Here is a 14,096-nt window from a genome sequence, read left to right as displayed (position 1 = left end):
ATCAATTATCAATTATCATTCATTGCTCAATAACCAATCAGCATGTTCAACTAAGGATAGAAGCACCTTTATTTATAAGAACAACCGACGATGTGATCGTTCACCATGCCGGTTGCTTGCATAAACGCATAACAGATTGTTTCCCCTACAAACTTAAAGCCTCTTTTCTTCAAAAACTTACTCATCGCTTTTGATTGCTCTGTAGAAGCGGGAACTTGAGACATCTCTGTCCATTGATTCTCGACTACCTTGTTATCAACAAACTGCCATAACGCGTTAGACAGAGAACCGAACTCCTTTTGAAGTTCAAGTGTTGCACGTGCATTGTTATAGACAGACGCTATCTTTCCCCTATGCCTAACCACATCAAAATTCTCAATGACATTTGGCACATCGTCTTCGTTCATCAACGAGAGCTTATTAAGATCATAATTATCGAAAGCAGCACGATACCCTTCTCGCTTCTTAAGTATCGTAATCCAGCTAAGACCAGCTTGTGCGCCCTCTAAGGTAACGAACTCAAACAAGACTTGATCATCGTACACTGGTACACCCCATTCCTTGTCGTGATATTCCCTTTCAAGCTCGTGCTTGAGTGCCCATGCACACGTTCGATCCGATGCATTTATTTCCATTTTAAGCCTCTTTATTTAGGGTCTTTAGACCTTTAATTATTAGCAACTTAGCAAAAAATAATGCCCCATTAAGGGGCATTCATTCTTAGGGTAACTGATATTACCTTACTTCAATTTTATGAAATAAACGGTAAAGCACAGGAACAACAATTAGTGTCAATACTGTAGCAAAGCCCAAACCAAACATAATGGTTACCGCCATTGGTTTGAAGAAAATATCAGGCAGTAGTGGGATCATACCAAGAATGGTCGTGATCGCCGCCATACATACCGGACGTACACGACTCAATGCCGCATCCACTACCGCTACATATGGATCTTTACCTGATTTCATCTCAATCCCAATCTGATCGAGCAATACAATACCGTTCTTGAGTAGCATTCCCGATAGACTCAAGAAGCCTAACAGCGCCATGAAGCCAAAAGGCGTGTTCAAGGCCAGTAGGCCCGTCGTCACCCCTATCAAGGCGAGTGGTACCGTTAGCCAAACAATCAGCGGCTCTTTCACTGAGTTAAATAAGAACACAGTGATCAAGAACATAAACAAGTAACCCAAAGGCATCGTCGTAAACAATGACGCTTGTGCATCTGCCGACGATTCATATTCACCACCCCACTCGAGTGAATAACCCGGTGGCATTTCGATCGCTTCGATTTGTGGCTGCAAACGCTTTTGAAGCGTTGATGCTGTTTCTTCGCCCAATAAGTCCGGATCAGCCATAACCGTTAGCATACGCTTACGGTTCTTACGAATGATCAACGGATCTTCCCACTCTAGCTCGTAACCTAACGTCACTTGCTGTAGCGGAATGTACTCACTTAATGCAGGGCTCCAAATTTTCATTCCTTCGATGTTACGAATATCGATACGCTCATCTTCAGGCAAACGCGCCACGATAGGCATCAACGTCGTACCATCGCGGTATACACCAATCGACTTACCTGAGAATGACATCGCTAGGAAATCATCAACGTCAGACTTAGTGATACCGTAACGACGAGCTTGGCTTTCGTTGAACTGAGGCTCTAACACCTTAGTTCTTTCACGCCAGTCATGACGAACGTTATAAGCGCCTGAATCCGCACGCATCACATCCATCACCTGAGAGGCAATAGAACGAAGAACTGTTGGATCGGAACCGACAATACGAGCTTCAATTTTCGCGCCGCCGCCCGGACCTAATTCAATCTGTTTAAGCTTGTAATCGATCTCAGGGAATTGTGTATCAACATGTTCGCGGAAACGAAGCATAAGCGCTTCAAGTACTTCATAGCTTTTCACTCGAACCGTAATTTCGCCGTACGCGCTATAACTTTTCTCCGGTGAATAGGTCAACATAAAACGCTGTAAACCTTTACCCGCAGTGGTTGTAATGTGCTCGGATTCCTCTTGCTCCGATAACCAGTTTTCCAACACTTTAAGTTTCGTGTTGGTCGCTCGGATATCAGTACCTTCCGGCATCCATACATCGACTTGGAACATCGGTGTTGTAGAAGATGGGAAGAAAGCTTGTTTAACAAAACCAAAGCCATAAACGCTCGCACCCAAGCCGATAACCAAAACAAACATGGTTAACCAAGCTCGTTTCATACAAAATTCTAGGAAGTTTTTGTAGATAACGAAGACCATCCCGTTGTATGGGTCTTTGCCTTCGCTATCAGGATCAACCTTCTGACCTTTGAAGAAAATATCCGCAAAAAACGGGGTAATCGAGATTGCAGTAAACCAACTCAACATTAATGAGATAAGTAGAACCGTAAACAAGGTGCCACAGTATTCGCCCGTCGAGTCTTCAGATAGACCGATTGGAGCAAAAGCCGTAACCGCAATAACGGTCGCACCAAGCAGCGGCCATTTTGTTTGAGTGACGATATCAGTGGCGGCCTGCATCCGGGATCGTCCCTTTTGCGTGCCGATCAATACCCCTTCCACCACCACAATGGCATTATCCACCAGCATCCCCAAGGCAATAACCAATGCACCCAGTGAGATACGCTGTAGGTCGATTTTGAAGTACTGCATGAAAATGAAGGTACCAAACACGGTCAGTAACAGTATCAAGCCAATCAACAGACCGGAACGCAACCCCATGAAGAACAGCAGCACTACTATTACGATCGCAACCGCCTGCCCTAAACTAACCACAAAGCCGCTGACGGATTTATCTACTTCCTTAGGTTGGTTATAGACCTCTGAAATGTCTATTCCAACGGGCTGTTGATACTTAAGCTCTGCCAAACGTCGGTCAAAAGCTTCACCTACCGCCACCACGTTCACGCCTTGGGCAAAGGACACCCCGAGGTTGAGGGCCAGTTTTCCGTTGTAGCCGATGATATTGGTGGGTACTTCAACATAACCGCGTGTCACGTCGGCTACATCTTTTAAGTAGATAAGCCCTTGAGCACCACCTTCAGTCAGAATCAAATCGCCAAGTTGTTCAACGTTTTGAAACTCGCCCGTTGGATGGATACGTATATATTCATCGCCTATCCGAACTGCGCCAGCACTGGAGACAATATTTTGGGTGGATAATAGGTTGAAGACGGTGCTTGGAGATATCCCAAGTGAGCTTATCCGTTTCATCGATATCTCAATGAAAACCTGCTCTTGCTGTTGACCGGAAACAGAGACTTTACTGACCCCATCAACCAGTTCAAGCTCTCGCCTTAGGTAATCAATGTAATCGAGTAACTCTTTATAACTGTAACCATCCCCCGTCACGGCAAGCAAAATACCGTAAACGTCACCGAAGTCATCAATGACCTGAGGATCATTCACCCCAGGCGGTAATTCCACCTTGAGATCGTTGACCTTACGACGCAGTTCATCCCAAATCTGCGGAAGATCATCTGGGCCGTAGTTGTTTTTCATGGTGACCGTAACCTGTGACAGGCCACGACTTGAAATGGAGTTAACTTCATCCACATAAGTCAGCTGTTGTATCGCCTTCTCTAGTGGGTAGGTCACTTCCTCTTCCACTTGTTGCGGCGTAGCCCCAGGATAAGAGGTAACAACCATTGCATCTTTAATGGTGAAAGCTGGGTCCTCTAAACGACCTAAGCCAAAGAACGCAGAAACACCGCCAATCAGAAAGATCAGCGAGAGCATCCAACTAATAACTTTGTTACGTATAAAGTAAGACGCGACACCTGTGATCTGGTCGTCACCTTGTGGAGCGTCATTTTGAGGCTTGTTATTCACTTCACTCATTGTTCGTCTCCTGAGACAATACTTCCACTGTCATCCCATCACGCAATCGCGATACGCCTGCAACAACGACATGCTGCCCTATTTCTAATCCTTTGATAATCTGCAATGTTTTCTGATTTGCTTTGCCTAACACGACTTGCTGCTTAGAGACAGTATCATCATCATTAAGAACCCATACGTAAGAATTTGTACGAGACAGGTCATCCCCATCAGCATTGAACACAGCCTCAATTGGGATAAGCACGCCAGCTTTTAACTCAAGGTCGATATCCCTACCGTGCGAAGTCACTTCAACCGCCATGCCATCAAGAATCAGGTCATCTTTCGGCATCGGCAGTGCTAACGTTACGGTGAAAGTTCCCGTGCTTGGATCGGGCTCAGTCGTAAACTCTTTGATTCCCGCAGAATACTCATTGCCGCTTGGCACTCTCACTAAAACTTCAACGTTAGAAAGGATCGTCTCACTAGGTTGATTTACGTAGATTTGATCCGGCAGTTGTATAATAACTTCGACATCTTCAACGCTATGAATATTCACGATTTGTTGGCCAACTTGAATATTTTCATATTGATCAACACTGACACGAGAAATAATCCCATCCACAGGCGCACGAAGTTTAGTGAACGATAAACGCAGTTTTGCCAATTCAAGTTCGGCGTAAGCAATTTGGCGTTGAGCTGCGATTTCATCAAACTGAGACTTAGCCAATAAGCCTTTTTTAACCAGTGGGCTCGAACGTCTGTATTGGCTATCAATTACGGTATATCTCGCTTGAGCGTTGTCGACATCTAGTTGGTAATCAGTCGGGTCAAGCTCAGCAAGAATGTCGCCCTCTTTTACGCGTTCGCCTTCTTTAACATCTAGCTTAAATATCTCGCCTGCCACTCGAAAGCTAAGATGAGCTTTTTCAGCAGCATTGGCGACGGCAGGGAAATAGAGTTTGTCATTAAAATCGAGAACCGAAATTTCAATCGCTTTGATGAGAGGCAGCTTGTCGGATTCAGTGATACTTTTGTCTTTACAAGCAGTCAGCAAAGCTAGACAGGATAGGCCGAGAGCCATTTGAATTGTCTTCATGTTAAAGCCCCCTTTCTTTGATCCACTCGCGAACCTTAACGCCAGATTCAAGTCCGTTAACACCAGAAGTCACCACACGGTCACCATCATTTAAACCTGAAACAATATGACGTTTTTCGTCGATCACGATTGCAACTTGTTCAACAATACCGTCGTTATTCACGCGCCATACAGAGACATCATCTCCGTCAGTCATCATCGCAGAGGTAGGAATTTTGGTTGCCGCCGCTATTGCAGACACCAGCTTCACCGTGCCAGACATGCCCGGCAAGATCCCGATATCAGTCGGTCTCTCCATTATCATGGTGACTTTGTAAGAACCTGTTTTTGGATCCGCTTCGGTATCGACCTCTTGAAAAGTCAGTTCGTAAAAATGTTCTGGAAAAGCATCGAATACCATGGTCGCGTCTGTTTCAAAACCTGAAGAAAAGCGAGTAATTAATTGGTCAGGTAATAGGAAGACGACTTTGAGGATTTGATTGGTTTGAATATTCATCACCCCTTGCTTTGCCGCAATATACTCGTGGTTTTCAGCAGGAATAATAGAAATAGTGCCTTCATAAGGCGCAATTAATGTGGTGTAGAGTAAGTTGGCTTTAGCTTGATTAAGTACAGCTCGAGCAGAGTTGTGGTTGGCTTTCGCTTGATCAAAATCTTGCTCTGAGACCACTCTATCTTTACGCAGTTTAATCGCACGCTGATACTGCACATCGGCAAGTTTAAAGTTAGCTCTGGCTTGTTTCTCTAGTAGCTGATACTCATCAGGGTTGAGCATCGCGAGTTTTTCGCCTTTTGATACCTGTTGGCCAGCAGTAACATCGAGCGTTTGCAATAAACCTGGAACACGAAAGGCCAAGACAGCTTTATCGCCCGCTTCGGTGGTGGCGGGGAAATTTCGTTCAAAGGCATTATTACCAACGGAGACAGTGAAAAGTTTAGCAGGTCTTGATTCGGGATCTGGAACAGGAGGCTGCTCCTTACCACACCCAGATAACCCTGATAGGGTTACCAACAGGACTAGGGAGGCTTTGTACATGTCGATCATCCATATCTATAAGTATTTTATTAACATAGATTAATCACATGTAAGTTACCAGTTATGACAATATTTATTTAGACAAAATTATTAAAAAAATAACGGCTTGGGATAAATTTTCCTAAACCGTTCTCTATTATTTTTAGGGTAACAAACTACATGCTCTTAAATGCACGATCGACTTTAAAGGTGTCGGAAGTAACATAAGCTTCCATGTTGCGTACACTGGTCTCTAACGTCTGGAAATCACCCTCTAAAGTGTTCAATAGCGACTCAGCCGTTTGCCCTTTTTCCCAAGGCTTTTTCTTGAGCGTGTGCTCTTGCTTGGCTTTCATTTCATCGACATACTTAGGTGGTTGTTTTTCAAGCATAAACGTTAAAGCTAAATACGCTAATAGGACGAGAAAGCTACCACCAAGCAGCGCCGCAGAGATAACCAAGATGCGAACCAACCAAACTTCTAGGCCAAAATAGTTCGCTAACCCAGCGCACACTCCAGATAACTTACCGTTAATTGGGTCGCGATACAGTTCTCTACTCATAGTTCCGTCTCCAGCTTGGCGACTCCGCATCCAGTATTTTTTCCAGTGTTTTCACACGATCTTGCATAGTTTCAGCTTGCTCAGAAAGCTTATGCAAGCGATCAAGATCCGTTTCTGAAAGACCATTGCTGGATTTCTTCTTGCTACGGTAATGTAAGAATAACCATAGCGGTGCCACAAAGATTAAAAAGACAATCAGTGGACCTGCAATTAGAAATGTTGACATAGACAACTCCTAAAATTATTTATCTCGGTTTTCAACTTGTTGCTTCAGTTTCGCCAGCTCTTTTTCAATTTCATCTTGAGCTTGCAGATCTGCAAACTCTTGATCTAACGATTTTGCGTTACCCGTGTTGGCGTAAACGTCCGCTTCAGCTTCTAATTCATCCACTTTACGCGAGAATTGCTCAAACTTCGCCATTGCTTCGTGGGTTTTGCTTGAATGCAGATGCTTTTGAACATCACGACGATTGCTTGCCGCATTATTACGAATCATTAATGCTTGCTGCTTTGCGCGTGTTTCTGCAATTTTGGTTTCAAGCTTACCAATCTCACTGGTCAGCTTTTCGATGGTTTCATGAACCAAAGTTTGCTCGGTATGAAGGCTCTTGATGATATCTTCTAACTTTTGCTTTTCGATTAAAGCCGCTCTTGCCAAATCTTCACGTTGCTTAGTTAGAGCAAGTGTTGCTTTATTTTGCCAATCTAGAATCTGAGTTTCGATAGCTTCAACTTTACGCGCTAGCTCTTTCTTATCTGCGATTGCTTTTGCTGAGTTAGTGCGAACCTCTACCAATGTATCTTCCATTTCTTGTATGATCAGGCGAATCATTTTTTCAGGATCTTCAGCCTTATCTAATAGTGCGCTGATGTTTGAATTTACGATGTCTGCAAAGCGAGAAAAAATACCCATGAGGAACTCCTTAATTACAATGATGATAGATGCGCTTTAAATCGATGTTCGACTTCTCAATCCACTTGCTCAAAAATTTACGTTTGTTGTTAAACCTACCAAAAGTAATCCAAGTAGCGTGCCAACTTTTAACCCATTTATTATCAAACACTTACAACAAAATGGTGATTAACTCGAACCATGCTATTATGAATTTAGCCAAGTATTGGTATTTTTCACCACTACTCTCTTAATTTAAGCCATTTAGACAAAGTACTCTAATAACATCCACCGGCGCTCAAACCTCACAAGGACCCGCTATGCAGCAGAATCTTATTGGTGAATCTCCAAGCTTTCTCTCTGTTTTAGATAAAGTTTCTCAATTAGCTCCAATCGAAAGGCCCATTCTGATCATCGGGGAGCGTGGCACAGGTAAAGAGCTTATCGCACAAAGGTTACATTACCTTTCAAGACGCTGGGATCAACCTTTGATCTCGCTGAACTGCTCAACACTCAGTGAAGGTTTGATTGACTCTGAGTTGTTTGGTCACGAGTCCGGATCTTTTACCGGCTCAAAAGGACGCCATCAAGGGCGCTTTGAAAGAGCAGAAGGTGGAACGCTGTTTTTGGATGAATTAGCAACAACCCCTCTTTCGGTTCAAGAAAAACTGTTGCGCGTTATTGAATACGGCCAGTACGAACGTGTAGGTGGGCAAAAGGCATTAAGTGCCAATGTAAGGCTAGTCTGTGCGACCAATGCCGACTTACCCGCAATGGCACTCAAAGGTGAATTCAGACCCGACCTTTTAGACAGACTCGCCTTCGATGTCATTACCATTCCTCCTCTTCGCGAAAGAAAAGAGGACATCACGTTGCTCGCCGAATATTACGCCATCAAGATGTGTCGAGAGCTCGAACTGGATCTTTTTGTAGGCTTTGCACCATCGGCTGTGGAGGCGCTGCTCGATTACTCTTGGCCCGGAAACGTGCGAGAACTGAAAAACGTTGTAGAGCGCGCTATCTACCAGCACGGCAAGAATCCATATCCTATTGAATATTTAGTATTTAACCCGTTTCAGCCAGCGTGGAAAAATGGCCAAGAATCCACTCAGGAAATTGGCAATGAGCCAGCCAACGACCATACTTCATCTGAGGGCTCTTTTTCTTTACCTCTCGATTACAAAGCATGGCAAGAACAACAAGATATCAAACTACTCAATCAAGCCTTAAAGCAAAGTAAATACAACCAGAAACAAGCCGCCGAATTACTTGGGTTAACCTACAATCAATTACGTGGAATGGTGAGGAAGTACGCGATTGTCGGACAAGCGAACGATAAATAGCTGTCCACGCTTGATTATTATTTGGAGCCGAATAAATAAAATGTTAAATTACCTGGATCTTGAGGCTCCTCTAACGCCTCGTTTCGCAAAGTATTTCTTTTTATGAAAGCACTAATAAGACTATCACTGAGCATCTGCACGCTGGGATTTTTAGCTGGATGTGGTGAAAGTGTCGATCACGAGCAAATCCGTGAAAAAGGCTTCACTTATTGTGGCCAAGGTAACCCTAGTACGTTCAATCCACAGCTGGTTGATAGTGGCATTACCTCAGAATCGTTGAGCCCTCAAATCTTCGACACGCTGCTCACTCTTGATCCCATGACATATCGACCAAAACAGAACCTAGCAACCAGCTGGTCTGTCGATAGATCAGGTACAGAGTACACTTTCACATTGCGACCAAACGTTTCGTTCCAAACCACCGATTGGTTTACACCGACTCGTAGCTTGAACGCACAAGATGTGGTCTTTAGTTTCGAACGTATTGTTGATAGCTCCAACCCATTCCATTATGTGGGTGGCGGTTTATATCCATGGTTTGCTGGCATCGATTTTCAAAACCTGATTGTTGATATTACGGCGGTCGATGATCTAACCGTAAAATTCCAGTTAAGTCGCCCTGACAACTCATTTCTCAATAATATCGCCACCAGCTACGCCGTCATTCACTCCAAAGAGTACGCCTACAAACTTGTTGCCTCTGACGAGAAAAACGAACTCGACTCTAAGCCTGTCGGTACTGGCCCATTTTACCTAGATGAATACCAAATAAATGACCTAGTGCGCTTGAAAAAGAACAAGCACTACTGGAAGGGTGACGTACAAATGGACCAAGTTGTATTCGACACTTCACAACGTGGTACGGGAACGCTTGCCAAGCTTCTGCGCAGTGAGTGTGACGTGTTAAATTCACCAATCTCTAGCCAAATCCCTATAATTCAAGCTCATGAAGACTTAAAAATTTCCGCCACGCCAGCGGTCAATGTCTCTTTCATCGCGCTCAATACTGAACACCCTGCACTGCGTGACTCTCGTGTAAGAAAGGCGTTGAATTTAGCCATCAACCGCCAAAATATTCTCGACTCGGTTTATTACGGTACAGGCACGAAAGCCTACACGCTGTTGCCACCGACCTCTTGGGCTTACCAGAAAGACAGTGTTCAAGTTCGCTATGACCGCAACTACGCCGTTGCTCTTCTTAGAGAAGCCGGTGTAGAACCTGGGCTAGAGCTATCGATGTGGGTTCCTTTAGAACCAAGAGCTTACAATCCGAGCCCAAGGAAAACGGCAGAATTAATCCAAGCTAACTTGGCCGACATAAGCATAGAACTGAAGCTCTATACCGATGACCGATTCGACCGCACACAACTGTCTTCTATCGCCTCTACCGATCTGCTTCTGACTGGCTGGATTGGCAATACGGGTGACCCAGATAACTTCTTACGTCCCCTGCTCTCTTGCAGCTCTGAACGTGCTGGATTAAACGTTTCTATGTGGTGTAACTCAGACTTTGATTTCCTTCTGGATCTCGCTTTGGAAATCAATCAACAAAGGCACCGTGTGAATTTGTATCGACAAGCCCAAAATATTCTCAATGAAGAAGTTCCTGTGATACCTCTGGCTCACGGTGTTCAATTTCGCGTACACGACCGCTCACTGACCGGGTTTAAACAAAGTCCGTTCAATGCCCAACCTTTTGATCAAGTCAGAAGAGAGGTGCGCTGATGTTTTGGTACACACTGAGACGCGTTAACTTATTCGTCATTACCCTCGCTATTCTTACGTTAGTGGGCTTTTCCCTACTTCGATTAGACCAAACTTCACCTTGGGCGATTCAAGATTTTTGGCCCGGTTGGATTAGCTATATCACCGAATTGTCGACACTTAACTTTGGTTTGAGCAAACACGGTGTCCCGATCATTGATGAGCTGGTTGTGGTATTCCCTGCCACTCTAGAGCTATGTTTCTTCGCCTTTATTCTCGCGCTATTTATCGGTATTCCTTTTGGTACGATTGCGGGTATGAGACAGGGCAAGTTTGTCGATACCACTATATCGTTTACCTCGATGGCAGGTTACTCGGCACCTATCTTTTGGGTCGCGTTATTGATGATCATGGTGTTCTCTTTGCACTTCGAAATGTTCCCGGTAGGTGGTCGTTACGATCTGCTCTATGAAATTGAACATGTGACTGGCTTTGCGATGATCGATGCATTCTTTGCCGAAGGTAAATATCGCGCGCATGCTCTGCAGAGTGTCATAGAGCATATGGCATTGCCTTGTCTGGTTTTAGCATTAGCGCCAACCACTCAGGTTGTTCGATTGATGCGTGCATCAGTGGCCGAAGTGATGACACAAAACTACATCCGAGCAGCACGAATTAAAGGTCTTTCAACGCGAGAAATCGTCACCCAGCACGTGCTAAGAAATGCGATTCCACCGATCATTCCAAAGGTCGGTGTTCAACTATCGAGTATGTTAACGCTGGCTATTATCACTGAGTCTATCTTCAACTGGCCGGGCATTGGTCGCTGGTTACTCGATGCTCTGTCTAATCAAGATTATGTTTCAATTCAAGCGGGTGTGATTGTGGTCGCAACGTTGGTTCTGACTGCGAATATTTTGTCAGACCTGTTGGGCGCAATGGTCAATCCACTGGTAAGGAAGGAATGGTATGCTAACAAATAACGTCTACCAGGAAGAACAAATTCCAACCCAGTTCGAGCGTTTCTGGCGAAGCTTTCGTGCCAACAACCTAGCGATGTTTGGGTTGTGGTGTTTGGGGCTGATTATTTTAATGACGATCACTTCACCTTGGTTGGCGCCTCACGATTCTCAAGAGCAAACGGGGCATTTGTTAACACCGCCCTCTTGGGATCCAGCTGGCACGGTTGAATATTTCCTAGGTACCGATGACTTGGGTCGAGACATTCTTTCTCGCCTGATTATTGGGTCACAGCTGACCTTTGGCGCAGCAGTTATCATTACCTTCATTGCAGCGGTCATAGGCTGTCTGATTGGTGTTCTCGCGGGCATGACTCGTGGGTTGCTATCAAGCACGTTAAATCACCTGCTTGATACCGTTATGTCGATTCCGTCTTTGCTCCTCGCGATAATCTTCGTAGCTTTTCTCGGCTTTGGTGAATTTAATATCTTACTGGCGCTGTGTTTGGCTCTGATACCACGCTTTATCCGCTCGGTGTACATTGCCGTGCATGCCGAGGTAGAGAAAGACTATATTCTGGCTTCTCGTCTTGATGGTGCGAACGACTTCTATTTGTTATGGAACTCGATTGTTCCTAATATTCTGACCGTTGTTGCGCTTGAGATTACACTTGCACTATCAGTCGCGATTCTTGATATCACGGCCTTGGGCTTCCTAGGACTTGGCGCTCAAGCACCTAGTACTGAATGGGGCTCTATCTTGGGTGACTCAGTCGAACTGATTTACCTAGCACCATGGACAGTAACCCTACCCGGCTTAGCTATTATGTTTACCGTTATCGTTGTTAACCTCGTGGGTGAAGGTGTTCGCCAAGCGCTAAATGCAGGAATCGAATAATGCCGTTACTTGATATTCGACACCTAACCATCGAAATTGAAACCCCGCAAGGGATGGTTAAAGCCGTTGACCGAATGAGTATTACCCTGAATGAAGGGGAAATTCGTGGTCTGGTGGGTGAATCTGGCTCTGGTAAAAGCCTGGTTGCAAAAGCGATCGTCGGTGTTCGTAAAGAAAACTGGAAAGTGTCCGCCGACCGAATGCGCTTAGGTAATATCGACCTACTGCAACTGACGCCGAAAGAAAGACGCCGAGTGATCGCACGCGATATCGCAATGATCTTCCAAGAGCCATCTACCTGTCTTGACCCCTCTGAAAAAGTGGGTCACCAGTTGATTGAAGCGATTCCTTCATATTCATTCGAGGGTCGATGGTGGCAACGATTCAAATGGCGTAAGAAACAGGCCAATGCTCTACTGCATAAAGTCGGCATTAAAGATCACTCTCGCCTGATGGAAAGCTATTCGTATGAGCTGACTGATGGTGAATGTCAAAAAGTCATGATTGCGATGGCGATTGCTGCCAAGCCAAAGATCCTGATTGCTGATGAGCCGACTAACGATCTCGATCCAATAACACAATCGCAGATCTTGCGCTTGTTGAGCCGGATGAATCAACTTCACAACACGACAATTCTCCTCATCGGCCACGATTTAACGACCATCACTCAGTGGGCGACTCGAATCACCGTGATGTATTGCGGTCAATCCGTCGAATCAGCGGATACAGACAAACTGTTGGATGTGCCAAAGCACCCCTATACCGTCGCGCTACTCAAAGCGATGCCCGACTTCAACGATTGGATTCCACACAAAGAAAAGTTGCAGTCGCTGCCGGGGTCAATTCCTCCTTTGCAGCATTTACCGATAGGTTGCCGGCTAGGTCCGCGTTGCCCATACGCACAGAGGCAATGTGTTGCGATCCCTCATACCAAACGTCTTAAAAACCACAAGTTTAGTTGTCACTTCCCTCTTAATATGGAGAAGAAAAAGAAATCATGAGTGCATTATTAGAAGTCAGTGAGTTATCAAAAGACTTTACGACACGCTCTGGCCTTTTTCATAAAAAGATTCATCAGGCAGTGAAACCTGTGAGTTTTAGTCTGGAAGCCGGTCAAACCATTGGTTTTATCGGCCAGAACGGCTCTGGTAAATCTACATTGGCACGAATGCTGGCAGGTATGGTAGAGCCCACTTCAGGCGAAATTCGAGTTAACGGTGAAAGACTGGAACACAAAGACTATTCGACGCGCTGTAAGCTGATTCGTATGATCTTCCAAGATCCCAACACCTCACTTAACCCGCGTATACAAATAGGTCGAATTCTGGAAGGCCCTTTAAAGCGAAATACAGGAATGCCTCCAGAAGCGCGTATGAAGCGCGTGAAAGAGACTTTGCTGCGTGTTGGACTGTTGCCAGAGCACGCCTACTTTTACCCGCAGATGTTAGCTGCTGGTCAAAAACAAAGGGTATGTTTGGCGCGCGCCTTAATCCTTCAACCATCAATCATTGTTGCAGACGAAGCATTGAATGGTTTAGACATGTCGATGCGTTCTCAGATCATCAACCTGTTCTTAGAGCTGCAAGAAGAGATGGGCGTATCGTTTGTTTACATGTCTCAGCATATCGGTATCGTTAAGCACATCACCGATAAGATCATTGTCATGCACGAAGGAAATGTCGTTGAGTCTGGTGAAACGCATGAGGTGCTCACCAACCCGACCCACCAGATCACTCAAAGACTGGTAGAAAGTCACTTCTTCAAAGCGCCAAACCACTAGCTCATCACCTCGCTCCCA

The 14,096-nt window shown here is 45.0% G+C and carries 13 protein-coding genes; 6 read left to right on the top strand and 7 right to left on the bottom strand.

The window, feature by feature from the left end:
• Positions 1 to 68 precede the first annotated feature (68 nt).
• From ACMAZD_RS06750 to pspA, 7 genes are all read right to left on the bottom strand, one after another.
• On the bottom strand, positions 69 to 635 hold the full coding sequence (locus ACMAZD_RS06750) for a DNA-3-methyladenine glycosylase I (RefSeq protein ID WP_435249018.1): 567 nt from the start codon (positions 633 to 635) through the stop codon (positions 69 to 71).
• Between the two features lie 100 nt (positions 636 to 735).
• Complete coding sequence (locus ACMAZD_RS06745) at positions 736 to 3,846, bottom strand: efflux RND transporter permease subunit (protein WP_435249017.1); 3,111 nt, start codon at positions 3,844 to 3,846, stop codon at positions 736 to 738.
• A complete protein-coding gene (locus ACMAZD_RS06740; protein ID WP_435249016.1) occupies positions 3,839 to 4,924 on the bottom strand; it encodes an efflux RND transporter periplasmic adaptor subunit in 1,086 nt (361 codons plus the stop codon). Before ACMAZD_RS06740 ends, ACMAZD_RS06745 begins: the two co-directional genes overlap by 8 nt.
• Position 4,925: 1 nt before the next feature.
• Entirely contained in the window at positions 4,926 to 5,960 is a 1,035-nt protein-coding gene (locus ACMAZD_RS06735; RefSeq protein WP_435249015.1) for an efflux RND transporter periplasmic adaptor subunit, read from the bottom strand.
• Between the two features lie 155 nt (positions 5,961 to 6,115).
• On the bottom strand, positions 6,116 to 6,502 hold the full coding sequence (pspC, locus tag ACMAZD_RS06730) for an envelope stress response membrane protein PspC (protein WP_435249014.1): 387 nt from the start codon (positions 6,500 to 6,502) through the stop codon (positions 6,116 to 6,118).
• On the bottom strand, positions 6,495 to 6,728 hold the full coding sequence (gene pspB / locus ACMAZD_RS06725; RefSeq protein WP_192890372.1) for an envelope stress response membrane protein PspB: 234 nt from the start codon (positions 6,726 to 6,728) through the stop codon (positions 6,495 to 6,497). Before pspB ends, pspC begins: the two co-directional genes overlap by 8 nt.
• A 15-nt stretch (positions 6,729 to 6,743) precedes the next feature.
• Positions 6,744 to 7,415 (bottom strand): phage shock protein PspA, encoded by a 672-nt coding sequence (pspA, locus tag ACMAZD_RS06720; protein ID WP_435249013.1) that lies wholly within the window; start codon positions 7,413 to 7,415, stop codon positions 6,744 to 6,746.
• 299 nt (positions 7,416 to 7,714) lie between these two features.
• Between pspA and pspF the strand changes: the two genes are divergently transcribed.
• The 6 genes from pspF to ACMAZD_RS06690 all read left to right on the top strand — a co-directional run bounded on the left by pspF (position 7,715) and on the right by ACMAZD_RS06690 (position 14,078).
• On the top strand, positions 7,715 to 8,737 hold the full coding sequence (gene pspF, locus ACMAZD_RS06715; protein ID WP_435249012.1) for a phage shock protein operon transcriptional activator: 1,023 nt from the start codon (positions 7,715 to 7,717) through the stop codon (positions 8,735 to 8,737).
• Positions 8,738 to 8,839: 102 nt separating this feature from the next.
• The gene (gene sapA / locus ACMAZD_RS06710; RefSeq protein WP_435249011.1) at positions 8,840 to 10,462 is read left to right on the top strand and encodes an ABC transporter substrate-binding protein SapA; all 1,623 of its coding nucleotides are present in this window, start codon (positions 8,840 to 8,842) and stop codon (positions 10,460 to 10,462) included.
• On the top strand, positions 10,462 to 11,424 hold the full coding sequence (locus ACMAZD_RS06705) for an ABC transporter permease (protein WP_372207269.1): 963 nt from the start codon (positions 10,462 to 10,464) through the stop codon (positions 11,422 to 11,424). Before sapA ends, ACMAZD_RS06705 begins: the two co-directional genes overlap by 1 nt.
• Positions 11,411 to 12,298: an ABC transporter permease subunit gene (locus tag ACMAZD_RS06700; protein WP_435249010.1), complete on the top strand. Its 888-nt coding sequence runs from the start codon at positions 11,411 to 11,413 to the stop codon at positions 12,296 to 12,298. The genes ACMAZD_RS06705 and ACMAZD_RS06700 overlap by 14 nt, the downstream gene beginning before the upstream one ends.
• Positions 12,298 to 13,299 carry a peptide ABC transporter ATP-binding protein gene (locus tag ACMAZD_RS06695; RefSeq protein WP_435249009.1) on the top strand — a complete coding sequence of 334 codons (1,002 nt, stop codon included), beginning with the start codon at positions 12,298 to 12,300 and terminating at the stop codon, positions 13,297 to 13,299. The genes ACMAZD_RS06700 and ACMAZD_RS06695 overlap by 1 nt, the downstream gene beginning before the upstream one ends.
• The gene (locus ACMAZD_RS06690) at positions 13,296 to 14,078 is read left to right on the top strand and encodes a peptide ABC transporter ATP-binding protein (protein ID WP_435249008.1); all 783 of its coding nucleotides are present in this window, start codon (positions 13,296 to 13,298) and stop codon (positions 14,076 to 14,078) included. The genes ACMAZD_RS06695 and ACMAZD_RS06690 overlap by 4 nt, the downstream gene beginning before the upstream one ends.
• The last annotated feature ends 18 nt before the right edge of the window (positions 14,079 to 14,096 follow it).

This window comes from Vibrio sp. nBUS_14 (genome assembly GCF_051201655.1).
Lineage (GTDB): Bacteria > Pseudomonadota > Gammaproteobacteria > Enterobacterales > Vibrionaceae > Vibrio.
Note: the sequence above shows the minus strand (reverse complement) of the source record. Positions and strands in the feature narration are given on the sequence as shown.

Excerpts from the sequence above, each read along its gene's own strand:
- ACMAZD_RS06695 (WP_435249009.1), top strand. The coding sequence starts at position 12,298 with ATGCCGTTACTTGATATTCGACACCTAACCATCGAAATTGAAACCCCG.
- ACMAZD_RS06750 (WP_435249018.1), bottom strand. The coding sequence starts at position 635 with ATGGAAATAAATGCATCGGATCGAACGTGTGCATGGGCACTCAAGCAC.
- ACMAZD_RS06690 (WP_435249008.1), top strand. The coding sequence starts at position 13,296 with ATGAGTGCATTATTAGAAGTCAGTGAGTTATCAAAAGACTTTACGACA.
- ACMAZD_RS06735 (WP_435249015.1), bottom strand. The coding sequence starts at position 5,960 with ATGTACAAAGCCTCCCTAGTCCTGTTGGTAACCCTATCAGGGTTATCT.
- pspA (WP_435249013.1), bottom strand. The coding sequence starts at position 7,415 with ATGGGTATTTTTTCTCGCTTTGCAGACATCGTAAATTCAAACATCAGC.
- ACMAZD_RS06740 (WP_435249016.1), bottom strand. The coding sequence starts at position 4,924 with ATGAAGACAATTCAAATGGCTCTCGGCCTATCCTGTCTAGCTTTGCTG.
- pspF (WP_435249012.1), top strand. The coding sequence starts at position 7,715 with ATGCAGCAGAATCTTATTGGTGAATCTCCAAGCTTTCTCTCTGTTTTA.
- pspB (WP_192890372.1), bottom strand. The coding sequence starts at position 6,728 with ATGTCAACATTTCTAATTGCAGGTCCACTGATTGTCTTTTTAATCTTT.
- sapA (WP_435249011.1), top strand. The coding sequence starts at position 8,840 with ATGAAAGCACTAATAAGACTATCACTGAGCATCTGCACGCTGGGATTT.
- ACMAZD_RS06700 (WP_435249010.1), top strand. The coding sequence starts at position 11,411 with ATGCTAACAAATAACGTCTACCAGGAAGAACAAATTCCAACCCAGTTC.
- pspC (WP_435249014.1), bottom strand. The coding sequence starts at position 6,502 with ATGAGTAGAGAACTGTATCGCGACCCAATTAACGGTAAGTTATCTGGA.
- ACMAZD_RS06745 (WP_435249017.1), bottom strand. The coding sequence starts at position 3,846 with ATGAGTGAAGTGAATAACAAGCCTCAAAATGACGCTCCACAAGGTGAC.
- ACMAZD_RS06705 (WP_372207269.1), top strand. The coding sequence starts at position 10,462 with ATGTTTTGGTACACACTGAGACGCGTTAACTTATTCGTCATTACCCTC.